Here is a 15,445-nt window from a genome sequence, read left to right on the forward strand (position 1 = left end):
TTGTGGCTGCTGTCGCCGGAGCATTGGCCGGATCGCCGCCCAGTTATCCTCGCGCGGGTCATGGACCTTGCGCTGGCGAGCGAACAAGCTGCGCTCTTTCCCCGACACATTGCGGAGCCTCCATGACCCTCGCCTACTGGTGCGTATTGATCGCCATCCTTCTGCCTTACCTGAGTACGGCCACTGCCAAGTTTCTCGGCCCGGGCTACGGGCCGCGTGCCAATCAGGATCCACGCGCCTTCCTGAGTACCCTGGAAGGCTGGCGCAAGCGGGCCAACAACGCCCAGCTCAACGGTTTCGAGGTGACCCCGGCGTTCGCCGCCGCGGTGATCATCGCCCACCAGGCCGGTGGCGCCGAGCAGACCCTGCTCGACCAGTTGGCCGTGGCGTTCATCTTCAGTCGCCTGCTGTACTTCGTCTGCTACCTGGCCGACTGGGGGCCGGTGCGGTCGCTGGTGTGGTTCGCCGGCATGGGGCTGATCGTGGCGCTGTTCGTGGTGTCCGCCAGCTGAACGCCGGCTGACTGCCGGGCAGGCATGACAGCTGTTGTGACAAGAGGTCGCTTGGCCCGGCTGGTGTGAGCCGCGATACTGGCGACCCCCTGTCACCCGGAAGTCGTGTCGATGGCCCTGAAGAAATGCCTGCTGTTCACCTGCGTCTGCCTGACTTTGGCCGCCTGTGGTGGCGTCGATCCCGATTCGCCGCTGGGCAAGCGCCAGGCGTTGTTCAAGGAGATGCTGAAGGTCAGCGAGGACCTCGGCGGCATGCTGCGCAATCGAATTCCCTACGACGAAGCCGGGTTCATCGCCGGTGCTGCGGAACTCGATCGCCTGTCGCGCGAACCGTGGCAGCACTTCCCGGCGGTGGCCGATGACGCGCGCAGCAAGGCCAATCCCGAGCTCTGGCAGCGCCAGGAGCAGTTTCAGAAAATGGCGCGCGATCTGGAGCAGGCCACTGCAGCGCTGGTGCAGGTGACCACGGCGCCGCCGCTACGCCGCTCCGCACTGGAGCCTGCGATGCAGGCCGTCGAGGACAGCTGCGAAGCCTGCCACAAGGCGTTTCGCGCCTACTGATCGGCGCGCGCTTCGGCTTCGGCCTGTTCCAGTTCGGCACGCGCCTCGGCCAGCCTGGCCTGCTGCTTGGCGATCTGCTCCTGGTCGCCGGTGCCCATGGCCTGGCGCAGGTCCTTCTCGCGTTCCTGCACCTGCTCGCGCGCTTCCTTGACGCTGGCCAGGCGTTCCTCGTGCAGCGAGGCGTCTTCGCAATGGGCATCGACATTGCCCAGCGCGCGCCGCAGCCCATCCAGCTCGTCGGTATTGTCGCCCTGCTGCGCGGCCGCGATCTTGTCCTGAAGTACCTGACGCCTGACGGCGCAGCCATCCTCACCGTCGGCGGCCAGCAGGGGCGTGATGTTCAGGTTGGCGGCCAGCAGCAGGCCGAGCACAGCGGTTTGGCGAATCATGGTCTGTCCTCTTCGGGTCTCCTTCGAAGTGACCCTGGTGGTTGCGCGAGGTTCGACCCGATTGCGCCATCGACTGATCCGCATCGGCTGCGTGAGCGCATTGCGCCGGCTGGAAGGCGCCGATACCGGCCTGCTGCAGCCGCTCGCCCAGGCGCCGCACTTCCGGGTGGCTGAAGAATGCCTGCAGCCGTTCGGCGTTCTTCGGGCCCACGCCGGGCTGGCGCATCCACTGGTTTCGATCGCGGGCCTGCAGGCTGGCCCAGTCATCTGTGGCGCCGATTTTCAGGCCGGGCGGCGCGCCAAGGGCCTGCAACCACTGTTGCAGCGAGCGTTGCCGGGCCTGGGCAAAGGCCTGTTGCAACTGCCCGGCGCGCTTCGGACCGATACCGGGCAGCTGTTGCAGGTGCTCGCTGTCGAGCGCCAGCCAGCCAAGCAGGTCCTCGAGCTGCTCGCCCGCCAGCAGCGTGCTCCAGGTGCCCGGACCGACGCCGGGCAGGTTCAGTCCCTGTTTGCCGGCGAGCCAGTTCAGGCGTGCGAGAAACTGTTGCCGGCAGTCTGCGCTCGGCTGCCAGCAGCTGAGTGTGTGGTATCGCTCGGGGTCGGGCACATGCACCGCCGCGCGTTCCGGGCTGCGCCAGATCACCTGATCGAGGCGCGGAATGGTCAGGCCGGCCAGGCGTATCGATACCTGATCGCCGGGGCGCACATCCAGCGTCTGCCAGGCGTGCAGCGAGCCGAGGGCGACGCGGCCGATACGGCGCTCGTCGAGGTCGACCGGCTGCAGGCGCAGCACCGGCGTGATGCGTCCCGTGCGGCCGATGTTGAACTCCACCGCCTGAACCACGGCCAGGGCCTGGCTGGCCGGGTATTTCCAGGCAATCGCCCAGTGCGGCGCCTCGGCCTGCCAGCGTGCGCCATGCGGCCGTGTGCCCTGGCGCAGCACCACGCCATCGCTGGCGAACGGCTGCGGTTCGTCGAACCAGCGCTGGCGCCAGTGGCGGGCCTGCTGCGGGTTTTCCAGCGCCTGGGTGTAGTGCAGGCTGTCGGTGAAGCCGAGCCTGTGCAGGGCCTGCAGGCGTTCAGGCATGCCCGCCGGGCCGTCCGGCCAATCCCAGACGAACAGGCCGACGGCGGCGGCCTCCAGGTCATCCAGGCGCTGGCGCGCCATCAGGCCGGCTACCTTGCCCCGCGCGCCCGCACCCGCATCGCGGCTTTGCACATGCTCATCCAGGCGCCAGTAGAGTTCGCCCTGGAGGATGGCGTCGAGTGGTTCAGGCAGTTGCGTCGGCACGGCCGGCAGCTGCCTGGCATGGGCCGTCCAGTCCTGGCCATGGCGCCCGTCACCGCGGCTGATGGCCTGCTGCAGAACGCCGTCGCGGTAGACCAGGGTGACCGCGACACCATCGACCTTGGGTTGAATCCACAGGTCGTCACGGCTGGCGATCCACTCGGCGACCGCTGCATCGCCGAGCTTGCGCAGGCCGGTTTGCGCTATCGGGTGGGCGAGTCTGCCCGTGCTGCCGGCCAGTGGCTGCGGCAGGCTGTGAAGTGCGCTGGGAAAACACTGGTGCCAGGACTGCAGGCGCTGGCGCGCCTGATCGTAGAGCTCATCGGCCACCAGCGAGAGGCCGTGGTTGTGGTAGGCATCGTCCCATTGCGCGATCTGCCGGGACAGCGCGCCCAGTTCCGTGGCTGCGCGTGTCTGCGTCCAGTTCGGGCAGGGCTCGGCGAGGGCGGCCAGCGGCAGCAGTAGCAGCAACAGAATGGATTTCATCGCGGAGCTTCCATGCTCGAGGTTCAGGGTCAGCCTAGCAGGCGTGGGCCGAGTGTTCGAGTTGCGAGCGTGAATGACTGCACAGCGCTGCGCGGTTTTCCTTGTTGCCCGTCCGGGCCGGTGATAGATTGCCGCCCCTTTTTTCCACCCCCAACAAATGGATTTGCCCGGCGGGGGCGCATGGACAGCCGGGCCTCAACCCCAAGAGGTCTTCACTAATGCGTATTGCTTCTGTTGCCTGTTTTGCCACTCTGGCCTTCGCTTGCCTGTCGTCCCACGCTACCGAGGTTGCCTCGCTCCAGGCCAAGTGCCAGGAGCAGATGGCTGCCAATCAGGACGGCCTGGCTCAGCTCAAGCAGCTGGCAGCGCTGTCTGGCAACGACAAGGCCAAGGACAACCTGGCAGCGCTCGATGGCGGCTGTGAGCGTCTGAACGCCGAGGCCGGCGCCTCCCAGGCTGCTGCGCCCGATCAGCTGAACGGCGCGGTGGAAAGCGTCAACGCCACCAAGGACGCGCTCAAGGGCCTGAGCTCGATGTTCGGCAAATAAGCCACCGGGCACGAAAAAGCCCCGCCAGATCGCTCTGGCGGGGCTTTTTCATTTTCAGGGTTACAGGCCGGCAGCGGCGCGCAGGTCGGCAGCCTTGTCGGTGCGCTCCCAGGTGAAGGTGGTGAAGCTGTCGTCGCCGACGGTCTTGGACTGCGGCGCGCGACCGAAGTGGCCGTAGGCAGCGGTGTCCTGGTACATCGGGTGCAGCAGGTCGAGCATCTTGGTGATGGCGTAGGGACGCAGGTCGAACACGTCGCGTACCAGTTTGATGATCTTGTCTTCGGCGATCTTGTGGGTGCCGAAGGTGTTGATCGAGATGGAAGTCGGCTGGGCCACGCCAATGGCATAGGACACCTGGATCTCGCAGCGCTCGGCCAGGCCGGCAGCGACGATGTTCTTGGCCACGTAGCGGCCGGCGTAGGCGGCGCTGCGGTCGACCTTGGACGGGTCCTTGCCGGAGAAGGCGCCGCCGCCGTGACGGGCCATGCCGCCGTAGCTGTCGACGATGATCTTGCGCCCGGTCAGGCCGCAGTCGCCCACCGGGCCGCCGATGATGAACTGGCCGGTCGGGTTGATGTGGAACTGGGTGTCCTTGTGCAGCAGCTCGGCCGGCAGCACGTGCTTGACGATCAGCTCCATCACGCCGTCGCGCAGGTCGTCGTATTTCACTTCCGGGTTGTGCTGGGTGGACAGCACGACCGCGTCGATGGCCGCCACCTTGCCATTCTCGTAGCGGCAGGTGACCTGGCTCTTGGCGTCCGGGCGCAGCCACGGCAGCAGGCCGGACTTGCGCGCCTCGGCCTGACGCTCGACCAGGCGGTGCGAGAAGCAGATCGGCGCCGGCATCAGCACGTCGGTTTCGTTGCTGGCGTAACCGAACATCAGGCCCTGGTCGCCTGCGCCCTGGTCTTCCGGCTTGGCGCGGTCGACGCCCTGGTTGATGTCCGGGGACTGCTTGCCGATGATGTTCAGCACGCCGCAGGTGGCGCCGTCGAAGCCGACGTCGCTGCTGGTGTAGCCGATATCGCAGATCACGTCGCGGACGATCTGCTCCAGGTCGACCCAGGCGCTGGTGGTGACTTCACCGGCCACGATGGCCACGCCGGTCTTGACCAGGGTTTCCACGGCCACGCGGGCGTGCTTGTCCTGGGCGATGATGGCGTCGAGCACCGCATCGGAGATCTGGTCGGCGATCTTGTCCGGATGCCCCTCGGACACGGACTCGGACGTAAACAGGGAATATTCGCTCATCTATCGGTTCCTTTCTTGCCGGAGGCTGAAGGCGCTGTGCGCATCGGGTTTGGCAAAGTGCCGTAATTGAATCTGAAAGCCGTTTTTCAGGCCTATGTACAGGCTTTCGCCGGGCGTCAGGCCGGCGGCCGTCGCCCAGCGCGCCAGGTCTTCCTGTTCGAAGCCGAGCCACAGGTCGCCGCAGGCTTCGCGCGCCCAGCTCTGGTCATGGCTGCACAGTTCGCTGAGCAACAGACTGCCACCAGGGGCGACCAGCCCGGCCAGCTTGCGAAAGGCCTCGGCCGGCGTGGCGAAGTGGTGCAGCACCATGTTCAGCACCACACAATCTGCGGGCTGCTGTTCGTCCTGCAGGGCATCGGCCAGTTTCAGCTCGACGTTGTGCAGACCCTCGGCAGCGCAACGCTGGCTGGCCAGTTCGAGCATAGCCGGGCTGTTGTCCAGTGCCGTGACCTGGGCGAAACGCTGCGCCAGCTCGGGCAGGAAGGCACCGTCGCCCGGGCCGATTTCCAGCGCCGTGGCGCCTGGCGCGAAATGCAGCGCATCGAGCAGGGCCAGCAGGCTGTCGCGGTACTGCGGCAGGCCGGCGATCAGGTCCTGCTGGGCCTGGAAACTGCTGGCCATGCGTGCGAAGAAGTCGCGGCTGACGGTGGCGCGCTGCTGATGCACGGTGGCGATGCGCGCCTGCACGTCGCCGGGTAGCGGCAGTTCGTCGATGTCTTCCAGCAGCGCGGCATGCAGGCGGCCATTGGGCAGGGCGCGGCGGTAGAAGATCGCATTGCCCTCGCGGCGCGTCGCCACCAGCCCGGCCTGGGCCAGCACCTTGAGGTGATGGCTCATGCCCGACTGGCCGATGGCGAAGATCTGCGCCAGCTCCAGCACGCCGAACGAGTCGTTGCTCAGTGCGCGCAGCACGTTCAGGCGCAACGGATCGCCGCCGGCCTTGCACAGGGCGGCGAGCGTGTCGCAGGGGTCGAAATCCAACTCGGGTGCGCGCAGGGTCATGGTGGCGCAGTCTAGTCGGTCATTTTTCATACAGCAACACCAATATCAAAAAGTTTTGATATTGGATTCGGAGTCAGCCTGGCATCTGGCTCAGCTGCAGAAAGGCTGCGGGCGCCGGGCTCAGGCTGGCGCCGAGGCGCCACAGCACGTGAAGCTCGCGTTCTATGTGCAGGTCCTGCACCGGCAGGCGGCGTAGTTCGCCGCTGGCCAGTTCACGCTCCACCACCCGTTGCGACAGCCAGGCGATGCCCTGGCCGTCGGCGAGCAGGCGCTTGAGCGCCTCGGTGCTGCCGATGGCCATGCCGGCCCTGGGCTCCAGGCCATGCGCCTGGTAGGCCTGCTCGATGCTGACGCGCGCGCCGGAGCCCGGCTCGCGCATGTACAGCGGATAGTCCTGCAATCTTTCGGCCTTGAGCGCGGTGCTGCCGGCCAGCGGGTGATGGGGCGATGCCACGGGCAGCAGGGCGTCGCGCGCCAGCAGGTGATGGGCGTAGTCGCTCTTTGCGAACGGCCCTTCGACGAAACCCAGGCTGATGCGGCCCTCGTCCAGCTGGCGGGTCACGACATCGGTATTGCTCACTTCCAGGCTGACGAAGATTTGCGGATGCACGGCGCGAAAGCGGGTCAGCAGGGGCGGCAGCAGGTAGGCGCCGAGCGTGGCACTGGCGCCCAGGTGCAGCTCGCCCTGCTCGAGCTGGGCGAAATCACGCAGATCGCGTTCAGCCGCGCGCTCCAGGCTGAAGATGCGCTGGGCATAGTCGAACAGGCGCAGGCCGCCTTCGGTCAGCTGCACGCCGCGCGGCAGGCGGTCGAACAGACGCAGGTCGAGGCTGGCTTCGAGGTCGCGAATCTCGCGCGTCACCGCTGGCTGGCTGATATGCAGGCGTTCGGCGCCAGCGCTGATGCTGCCGGCTTCGGCGACCGCGAGAAAGACCTTGAGGTGATGCAGATTCATGGCTTAGGCATAAATGAAAGGCATTTAGAAGATGCTGAATATGTATTTTTCATATGGCAAGTCGCTTCTTAACCTTGCGTCGTCATTCCTGTCACGGGACCACCCGACTCATGCCGCGCCCTTTCAGCCGTTTACCCGAGCCCCTGGCCTTCATTCGTCATTTCACCCCCAGCTGGTTCGCCATGACCATGGGCACCGGCGTGCTGGCGCTGGTGATCGCCCACCTGCCCTGGCGCATGCCGGGACTGTGGCTGCTTGCCGAAGGGCTCTGGTTCGTCGCGGTGGGGCTGTTCGCGCTGTTCAGCCTGCTGTTTCTGCTGCGCCTGGCGCTGTTTCGCGACACCGTCTGGCCGATGCTGCTGCATCCGGTACAGTCGATGTTCCTCGGCGCCATACCCATGGGCCTGGCCGTGCTGATCAAGGGGCTGCTGTTGTTCGGCGTGCCGCGCTGGGGTGAGGTCGTCTACGCCCTGGCTAACCTGCTGTGGTGGCTGGACGCGGCGCTGGCGCTGCTGGGCGCCTTGCTGGTGCCCTACCTGATGTTCACCCGCCAGCATCACGCGCTGGAGAAACTCACCGCCGTCTGGCTGCTACCTATAGTCGCACCCGAGGTCGCGGCCAGTACGGCGGGATCGCTGGCGCCGCATCTGGCAGCCGAGGCGGCGCAGCAATTATTGGTGGCCGGTTTCGTGCTGTGGGGGCTATCGCTGTCGCTGGCGTTCTCGCTGATCACCCTGGTGCTGCTGCGCCTGGCTTTGCACAAGCTGCCGGATACCGACTTCGCCGCCACCAGCTGGTTGCCGCTGGGGCCGCTGGCAACCGGCTGTCTGGGGCTGCTCAGCATGGGGCAGGCCGCGCCCCTGGCCTTCGCCGGCACGCCGCTGGTCAGCGCCGCCGAGCTGGCGCGGGACCTCGGCCTGATCGGCGGTCTGGCGCTGTGGGGCGCCGGGCTCTGGTGGCTGGTGATCGCCACCCTGTTCACCCGTCACTACATCCGCGACAACATGGCGTTCAACCTTGGCTGGTGGGGCTTCACCTTTCCCCTGGGGGTGTTTGCCCTGGCCACCTTCGAGCTGCAGGCGCTGACCGGCCTGAGCTTCTTCGCCTTCGTCGGCCTGCTGCTGGCGGTGCAACTGGCGGCGGTATGGTCGCTGGTGTTCAGTCGCACCCTCGCCGGTATCTGGCATGGCGAGCTATTTCAGGCGCCCTGTCTGGGCGGGCCGGGCAGCCCTGCGGTGAGCGTTCTGAGCGAGCAAGCGGGCTGATTTGGTCGCTACGACCATCTGTCATTGCCCCGCAGGGGGCGGCTGGGCGAAAATAGGCGTCTTTTTTCGCCCCCTTCATTAGAAGCAGCCCCCGTAGGAGATTCAGCGATGCCCAGCCGTCGTGAGCGAGCCAATGCCATTCGTGCCCTCAGCATGGATGCCGTGCAGAAAGCCAACAGCGGCCACCCCGGTGCCCCCATGGGCATGGCGGACATCGCCGAAGTGCTGTGGCGCGACTACCTCAAGCACAACCCGCAGAACCCGAGCTTCGCCGATCGGGACCGCTTCGTGCTGTCCAACGGCCATGGTTCGATGCTGATCTATTCGCTGCTGCACCTGACCGGCTATGACCTGTCGATCGACGATCTGAAGAACTTCCGCCAGCTGCACAGCAAGACCCCGGGGCACCCGGAGTACGGCTATACCCCGGGCGTGGAAACCACCACCGGCCCGCTCGGCCAGGGCATCGCCAACGCCGTCGGTTTCGCCATCGCCGAGAAGGTGCTGGGTGCGCAGTTCAACCGTGAAGGCCACACCATCGTCGACCACAACACCTACGTGTTCCTCGGTGACGGCTGCATGATGGAAGGCATTTCCCACGAAGTCTGCTCGCTGGCCGGCACCCTCGGCCTGGGCAAGCTGATCGCCTTCTACGACGACAACGGCATTTCCATCGATGGCGAGGTCGAGGGCTGGTTCACCGACGACACGCCCAAGCGCTTCGAGTCCTATGGCTGGCAGGTGATCCGCAACGTCGACGGCCATGACGCCGACGAGATCAAGATGGCCATCGACACCGCGCGCAAGAGCCTCGATCAGCCCACCCTGATCTGCTGCAAGACCACCATCGGCTTCGGCTCGCCGAACAAGCAGGGCAAGGAAGAGTGCCACGGCGCGCCGCTGGGCAACGACGAGATCGCCCTGACCCGCGCCGCGCTGAGCTGGAGCCACGGCCCGTTCGAAATCCCCGCCGAAATCTACGCCGAGTGGGACGCCAAGGAAGCCGGCGCTGCCGCCGAAGCTGCCTGGAACGAAAAATTCGCCGCTTACGCCGCAGCGTTCCCCGAACTGGCTGCCGAGTTCAAGCGCCGCATCAAAGGTGAGCTGCCGGCCGATTTCGCCGAGAAGGCCGCCGCCTACATCAAGGACGTCGCCGAGAAGGGCGAGACCATCGCCAGCCGCAAGGCCAGCCAGAACGCGCTGAACGCCTTCGGCCCGCTGCTGCCGGAATTCCTCGGCGGTTCGGCCGACCTGGCCGGCTCCAACCTGACCCTGTGGAAGGGCTGCAAGGGCGTGTCTGCCGAAGACGCCTCCGGCAACTACATGTTCTACGGTGTGCGCGAGTTCGGCATGAGCGCGATCATGAACGGCATCGCCCTGCACGGCGGCTTCGTGCCGTACGGCGCGACCTTCCTGATCTTCATGGAATACGCGCGCAACGCCGTGCGCATGTCCGCGCTGATGAAACAGCGCGTGCTCTACGTGTTTACCCACGACTCCATCGGCCTGGGCGAAGACGGCCCGACCCACCAGCCGATCGAGCAGCTGGCCAGCCTGCGTGGCACGCCGAACCTCGACACCTGGCGCCCGGCCGATGCCGTGGAATCCGCCGTGGCCTGGAAATACGCCATCGAGCGCGCCGACGGCCCGAGCGCCCTGGTGTTCAGCCGCCAGAACCTGCCGCACCAGCAGCGCGATGCCCAGCAGCTCAGTGATATTGAGCGGGGTGGCTACGTGCTCAAGGATAGCGCCGGCGAGCCGGAGCTGATCCTCATCGCCACCGGTTCGGAAGTCGCCCTGGCCATGCAGGCAGCCGCCAAGCTGGAAGAGCAGGGCCGCCAGGTGCGCGTGGTGTCCATGCCGTCGACCAGCGTGTTCGACCAGCAGGACGCTGCCTACAAGCAGGCCGTGCTGCCGCTGCAGATCGGTGCGCGCATCGCCATCGAAGCCTCGCATGCCGACTACTGGTACAAGTACGTGGGCCTGGAAGGTCGCATCATCGGCATGACCAGCTTCGGTGAGTCGGCCCCGGCGCCGGCGCTGTTCGAGCACTTCGGTTTCACCGTCGACAACATCCTCGCCACCGCCGAAGAACTGCTGGAGGGCTAACGCCAGCCACGAGCTGCACGCCCAAGCCGCAAGCAAGAGGGTCATCTGCCTGCGGCTTTTACGTGCAGCTTGAAGCTTGCGGCTTGCAGCTATGCCACTACGCCCCTATCGCGTCGCCCTCAACGGTTACGGCCGCATCGGCCGCTGCGTGCTGCGCGCGTTGCACGAGCGTGGCAGCTCGTCGAGCCTGGAAATCGTCGCGCTCAACGACCTGGCCGACCAGGCCAGCATCGAGTACCTGACCCGCTTCGACTCCACCCACGGGCGCTTCCCCGGCGAGGTGAAGGTCGATGGCGACTGCCTGCACATCAATGGCGATTGCGTGAAGGTGCTGCGTCAGAGCGAGCCGGAGGCCGTCGACTGGGCGGCGCTGGACATCGATCTGTTGCTCGAATGCTCCGGCCAGTACACCACGCGTGCCGATGCTGAACGCTTCCTCGCTGCCGGTGCGCCGCGCGTGCTGCTGTCGCAGCCGATGGCCAGCGAGGCGGATATCGACGCCACCGTGGTTTACGGGGTCAATCAGGATTGCCTGGTGGGCAGCGAGCGCCTGGTGTCGAATGCGTCATGTACCACCAACTGCGGCGTACCGCTGTTGAAACTTCTCGACGAGCTGGTGGGTCTGGAATACGTCTCCATAACCACCATCCACTCGGCGATGAACGACCAGCCCGTGATCGATGCCTATCACCACGAAGACCTGCGCCGTACGCGCTCGGCCTTCCAGTCGGTGATTCCGGTGTCCACCGGCCTGGCCCGCGGTATCGAGCGCCTGCTGCCGGAGTTGACCGGGCGCATTCAGGCCAAGGCCATTCGCGTGCCGACGGTCAACGTCTCCTGCCTGGACATCACCCTGCAGACCGCGCGCGACACCAGTGCCGCCGAGATCAATCAGGTGCTGCGCCAGGCCGCCGAGCACGGCCCGCTGAAGAACCTGCTGGCCTACACCGAACTGCCGCACGCCAGCTGCGATTTCAACCACGACCCGCACTCGGCCATCGTCGACGGCAGCCAGACCCGCGTGTCCGGCCCGCGCCTGGTCAACCTGCTGGCCTGGTTCGACAACGAGTGGGGCTTCGCCAACCGCATGCTCGACGTCGCTGAACATTTCCTATCAATAGCCAATCCTGCTCCGAAGGACTGAATCATGACCGTTCTGAAGATGACCGATCTCGACCTCGCCGGTAAACGCGTGCTGATTCGCGAAGACCTCAACGTTCCGGTGAAGGACGGCGTGGTCAAGAGCGATGCGCGCATCCTCGCATCCTTGCCGACCATCAAGCTGGCCCTGGAGAAGGGCGCGGCCGTGCTGGTCTGCTCGCACCTGGGCCGCCCGGAAGAGGGCATCTACAGCGAGGAAGACAGCCTGGCGCCGGTCGCCGCCTACCTGAGCAAGGCGCTCGGCCATGACGTGCCGCTGGTCAAGGACTACCTCGGCGGTGTCGAGGTCAAGGCCGGTGAGCTGGTGCTGCTGGAGAACGTGCGTTTCAACAAGGGCGAGAAGAAGAACACCGACGAACTGGCCCAGCAGTACGCGGCCCTGTGCGACGTGTTCGTGATGGACGCCTTCGGTACCGCCCACCGTGCCCAGGGCTCGACCCATGGCGTGGCCAAGTTCGCCAAGGTCGCCTGCGCCGGCCCGCTGCTGGCTGCCGAGCTGGAAGCCCTGGGCAAGGCCCTGGACAAACCGGCCCGGCCGATGCTGGCCATCGTCGCCGGCTCCAAGGTGTCGACCAAGCTCGATGTGCTCAATTCGCTGGCTGACATCTGCGACTCGCTGATCGTCGGTGGCGGCATCGCCAACACCTTCCTCGCCGCTGCCGGCCTGCCGGTGGGCAAGTCGCTGTACGAAGCCGACCTGGTCGAGACTGCCAAGGCCATCGCGGCCAAGGTCAGCGTGCCGCTGCCGGTCGATGTGGTGGTGGCCAAGGCCTTCGCCGAGGATGCCGAAGCCACCGTCAAGGCGGTCAAGGACGTGGCCGAGGACGACATGATTCTCGACATCGGCCCGCAGACGGCCAAGCAGTTCGCCGAGATGCTCAAGGCCTCGCAGACCATCCTGTGGAACGGTCCGGTCGGCGTGTTCGAGTTCGATCAGTTCGGCAATGGCACCAAGGCCCTGGCCCTGGCCATCGCCGAAAGCCCGGCGTTCTCCATTGCCGGCGGCGGCGACACCCTGGCGGCCATCGACAAGTACGGCGTGGCCGAGCAGATTTCCTATATTTCCACCGGTGGCGGCGCTTTCCTCGAGTTCGTCGAAGGCAAGGTGCTGCCGGCCGTGGAAGTGCTGGAGCAGCGCGCCAAGTAAGGGCGCGCCAGGGGCTCGGATTACCTCGCCCGTCGCGGATTAAACCCTGACGCGAAGCGATGGTCTGTAGAACACCGGATCATCGAACAAGGAGTCGCGTCATGGACAAGTTGGCCGCGTTGGGCATCATTGGTGTGTTACTGGCCGGTTGTGCCGGCGGTGGTCGGGAAACGGCCTGCGAGGTATTCAGCCCTGCGCAGATCGAAACCCCGACCACTCAGGATGATCAGCGTGTCGAGCAGAACAGCGGCCAACCCGCTGGCTCGCCACCGGAGCAGCGTTGCTGACGAAGGAGAAGCAATGATCGGGACCAGACTGGCGGGGCTCGCTGCCATCGCCCTGCTGTTGGCAGCGTGCAGCAGCCAGCCGGCCGCGCCGGATCAGTGGAATCGCTGGGTGTGCGACAGCCAGGCGGAAGTCCAGTGGCGTTTCGCCAACGGCAGCTTCGACCAGGTGGACGTGCGCCTGGGTAGCGACGATATCGTCTATCGTCTGACCCAGGAACCGGCCGCATCCGGCGCGCTGTACAGCGACGGGCGCCTGTCGTTTCACACCAAGGGCGAGGAAGGTCTGGTCTACTGGACCGCCACCGATGACCTGATCGGTCGCGGCTGCAAGGCGCCCTGAGGGCGGCCCCAGGCGGCAGACCCCAGGCTACAGGTCGGCTTTTACCTGTAGCCTGAAGCCTGTAGCCTGTGGCCCTTAATTTTTAACAAACCCATATCGGGAGCTTCAAAAAATGGCACTTATCAGCATGCGCCAGATGCTCGACCACGCCGCCGAATTCGGCTACGGCGTGCCGGCCTTCAACGTCAACAACCTCGAGCAGATGCGCGCCATCATGGAAGCCGCCGACAAGACCGATTCGCCGGTCATCGTCCAGGCCTCCGCTGGTGCCCGCAAATACGCCGGTGCGCCCTTCCTGCGCCACCTGATCCTGGCTGCCATCGAAGAATTCCCGCATATCCCGGTGTGCATGCACCAGGACCACGGCACCAGCCCGGACGTGTGCCAGCGCTCCATCCAGCTGGGCTTTTCCTCGGTGATGATGGACGGCTCGCTGAAGGAAGACGGCAAGACCCCGGCCGATTACGACTACAACGTTCGCGTCACTCAGCAGACCGTAGCTTTCGCCCATGCCTGCGGCGTGTCGGTGGAAGGTGAGCTGGGCTGCCTGGGCAGCCTGGAAACCGGCATGGCCGGTGAAGAGGATGGCGTCGGCGCCGAGGGCGTGCTGGACCACAGCCAGCTGCTGACCGACCCGGAAGAAGCGGCGGCCTTCGTCAAGGCCACCCAGGTCGATGCCCTGGCGATTGCCATCGGCACCAGCCATGGCGCCTACAAGTTCACCAAGCCGCCAACCGGCGACGTGCTCTCCATCGAGCGCATCAAGGAAATCCACAAGCGCATCCCCAACACCCACCTGGTGATGCACGGCTCCAGTTCGGTACCGCAGGACTGGCTGGCGATCATCAATGAGTACGGTGGCGACATCAAGGAAACCTACGGCGTGCCGGTCGAAGAGATCGTCGAAGGCATCAAGCACGGCGTGCGCAAGGTGAATATCGACACCGACCTGCGCCTGGCTTCCACCGGTGCCATCCGTCGCTTCCTCGAGCAGAACAAGGCCGAGTTCGATCCGCGCAAATACTTCGCCAAGACCATCGAAGCCATGCGTGACATCTGCATCGCCCGTTACGAAGCCTTCGGCACTGCCGGCAACGCCTCGAAGATCAAGCCGATCTCCCTGGAAGGCATGTACAAGCGCTACGCCAGTGGCGAGCTGGCCGCCAAGGTCAACTAAGCCAGGCGCGCTGCACGAACAACGCCGCGGCTCCGTGAGGAGCCGCGGCGTTTTTTATGGCCTGCGCTCTTGCCGTCTTACTTCGCCGAGCCGACCAGCGCGCGGTGCTCGATGCTGAGCTGATCGAAGCGCGCGGCGCCGGCTTCGGTTTCGTAGCCGGTGTTGTCCTGGGTGTAGACCCCGGCCTTGAAGTATAGGGGCCTCACCGCCCAGGTTGGATCCATCCGTGCACTCCAGTTGATGCTGTTGAGGCTGATGGCCAGGGTGCCGTCGGGTTTCAGGTTGATCACGTAGCGAAACGGCTGGTTCAGACGGATGCCGCTGGCGATGTTCACCACCTGGATCTCCGACGTCGGCGTCAGACGGACCTTGGCGACGATGTTGCCGTCGGCGGTCTTGGTCTTGTACTGGTACTCCAGCTTGAGCAGCGGCTCGGAGCTCTTCAGCGCGTGGATCTGGCCGATGACGATCTTGCCGGTGGACGGCACCTGGCTGACGCTCAGCGATGCGCGCAGGAAGTTATCGGCCTCCGGGTAGGTCCAGTTGCGCAGACGACCGTCGGCGAAGGTCTCGCGCAGTTCGGTGCGGGGGTACTTCGCGCTCTCGGTGGTGGTGCCGTTGACCGGTGCCCAGAAGAAGATGGCACCTTCCTTGGACTGGAAATAGTGATCCTGATAACCGCCGGCCAGAACGCGGGTTTCGATGGTGGTCGCGGGGACGCCCACTGGAACGCTGAGATTCCACATGGCGAGTTCGATCATGGTTAAAGCTCCTGTAAGACGGAAACTTCAGTCGGGGGCACATCTCATCCAGGAGTCAGTAACGGCTTACTTGGCGTTCCAGCCGGTGACGCGCGAGCTAGAAGGGTGGCAGGGCTGCCTGTCACGAGCAGCGAATGCGCTCGTGGCGCGCTTTATAGCGGCAGTTGCGGAGAAAGCGTGATAGCCGTCCGTCGTATTATTGGCGT

The 15,445-nt window shown here is 65.5% G+C and carries 15 protein-coding genes and 1 pseudogene; 10 read left to right on the forward strand and 6 right to left on the reverse strand.

All coding sequences use genetic code 11. From position 1 onward, the window contains the following. Positions 1-122: 122 nt before the first annotated feature. Together BLS61_RS09295 and BLS61_RS09300 are read left to right on the forward strand one after the other, a co-directional pair. Complete coding sequence (locus tag BLS61_RS09295) at positions 123-512, forward strand: MAPEG family protein (protein ID WP_090430113.1); 390 nt, start codon at positions 123-125, stop codon at positions 510-512. Between the two features lie 111 nt (positions 513-623). Further along, positions 624-1,073: a c-type cytochrome gene (locus BLS61_RS09300; protein WP_090430115.1), complete on the forward strand. Its 450-nt coding sequence runs from the start codon at positions 624-626 to the stop codon at positions 1,071-1,073. Here the strand turns inward: BLS61_RS09300 and BLS61_RS09305 are convergent. Then, positions 1,067-1,462, reverse strand: a complete 396-nt coding sequence (locus BLS61_RS09305; protein ID WP_090430118.1) for a DUF1090 domain-containing protein — start codon at positions 1,460-1,462, stop codon at positions 1,067-1,069. The two genes, BLS61_RS09300 and BLS61_RS09305, sit on opposite strands and share 7 nt — an antisense overlap. 112 nt (positions 1,463-1,574) lie before the next feature. After that, positions 1,575-3,236: pseudogene (ligB, locus tag BLS61_RS09310) on the reverse strand (NAD-dependent DNA ligase LigB); the annotation flags it as partial. A 320-nt stretch (positions 3,237-3,556) separates the two neighbouring features. Here ligB and BLS61_RS09315 point away from each other — a divergent pair. After that, positions 3,557-3,784, forward strand: a complete 228-nt coding sequence (locus tag BLS61_RS09315; RefSeq protein ID WP_244157927.1) for a hypothetical protein — start codon at positions 3,557-3,559, stop codon at positions 3,782-3,784. 60 nt (positions 3,785-3,844) lie between these two features. Here BLS61_RS09315 and metK read toward each other — a convergent pair whose 3' ends face one another. The 3 genes from metK to BLS61_RS09330 all read right to left on the reverse strand — a co-directional run bounded on the left by metK (position 3,845) and on the right by BLS61_RS09330 (position 6,992). Then, positions 3,845-5,035, reverse strand: coding sequence for a methionine adenosyltransferase (metK, locus tag BLS61_RS09320; RefSeq protein WP_090430124.1), 1,191 nt, complete (start codon positions 5,033-5,035; stop codon positions 3,845-3,847). After that, positions 5,036-6,037, reverse strand: a complete 1,002-nt coding sequence (locus tag BLS61_RS09325) for an ArsR/SmtB family transcription factor (RefSeq protein WP_090430126.1) — start codon at positions 6,035-6,037, stop codon at positions 5,036-5,038. Between the two features lie 73 nt (positions 6,038-6,110). Next, on the reverse strand, positions 6,111-6,992 hold the full coding sequence (locus tag BLS61_RS09330; RefSeq protein WP_090430128.1) for a LysR family transcriptional regulator: 882 nt from the start codon (positions 6,990-6,992) through the stop codon (positions 6,111-6,113). Between the two features lie 110 nt (positions 6,993-7,102). Between BLS61_RS09330 and BLS61_RS09335 the strand changes: the two genes are divergently transcribed. The 7 genes from BLS61_RS09335 to fba all read left to right on the forward strand — a co-directional run bounded on the left by BLS61_RS09335 (position 7,103) and on the right by fba (position 14,478). After that, on the forward strand, positions 7,103-8,257 hold the full coding sequence (locus BLS61_RS09335) for a TDT family transporter (RefSeq protein WP_090430129.1): 1,155 nt from the start codon (positions 7,103-7,105) through the stop codon (positions 8,255-8,257). A 108-nt stretch (positions 8,258-8,365) separates the two neighbouring features. Then, a complete protein-coding gene (tkt, locus tag BLS61_RS09340) occupies positions 8,366-10,366 on the forward strand; it encodes a transketolase (protein ID WP_090430131.1) in 2,001 nt (666 codons plus the stop codon). A gap of 91 nt (positions 10,367-10,457) precedes the next feature. Continuing rightward, positions 10,458-11,510 (forward strand): erythrose-4-phosphate dehydrogenase, encoded by a 1,053-nt coding sequence (gene epd, locus BLS61_RS09345; RefSeq protein ID WP_090430132.1) that lies wholly within the window; start codon positions 10,458-10,460, stop codon positions 11,508-11,510. A 3-nt stretch (positions 11,511-11,513) separates the two neighbouring features. Then, positions 11,514-12,674 carry a phosphoglycerate kinase gene (locus BLS61_RS09350; RefSeq protein WP_090430134.1) on the forward strand — a complete coding sequence of 387 codons (1,161 nt, stop codon included), beginning with the start codon at positions 11,514-11,516 and terminating at the stop codon, positions 12,672-12,674. 101 nt (positions 12,675-12,775) lie between these two features. Continuing rightward, positions 12,776-12,961: a hypothetical protein gene (locus tag BLS61_RS09355; protein ID WP_090430136.1), complete on the forward strand. Its 186-nt coding sequence runs from the start codon at positions 12,776-12,778 to the stop codon at positions 12,959-12,961. 13 nt (positions 12,962-12,974) lie between these two features. Beyond that, entirely contained in the window at positions 12,975-13,301 is a 327-nt protein-coding gene (locus tag BLS61_RS09360) for an MliC family protein (protein WP_090430137.1), read from the forward strand. 112 nt (positions 13,302-13,413) lie between these two features. Further along, positions 13,414-14,478, forward strand: a complete 1,065-nt coding sequence (gene fba / locus BLS61_RS09365; protein WP_004373068.1) for a class II fructose-bisphosphate aldolase — start codon at positions 13,414-13,416, stop codon at positions 14,476-14,478. Positions 14,479-14,555: 77 nt separating this feature from the next. Here the strand turns inward: fba and BLS61_RS09370 are convergent, their stop codons facing one another. Continuing rightward, positions 14,556-15,239: a polysaccharide lyase family 7 protein gene (locus BLS61_RS09370; RefSeq protein ID WP_090430140.1), complete on the reverse strand. Its 684-nt coding sequence runs from the start codon at positions 15,237-15,239 to the stop codon at positions 14,556-14,558. Positions 15,240-15,445: the final 206 nt, after the last annotated feature.

It is taken from the genome of Ectopseudomonas guguanensis, assembly GCF_900104265.1.
GTDB classification, from domain to species: Bacteria; Pseudomonadota; Gammaproteobacteria; order Pseudomonadales; family Pseudomonadaceae; genus Aquipseudomonas; species Aquipseudomonas guguanensis.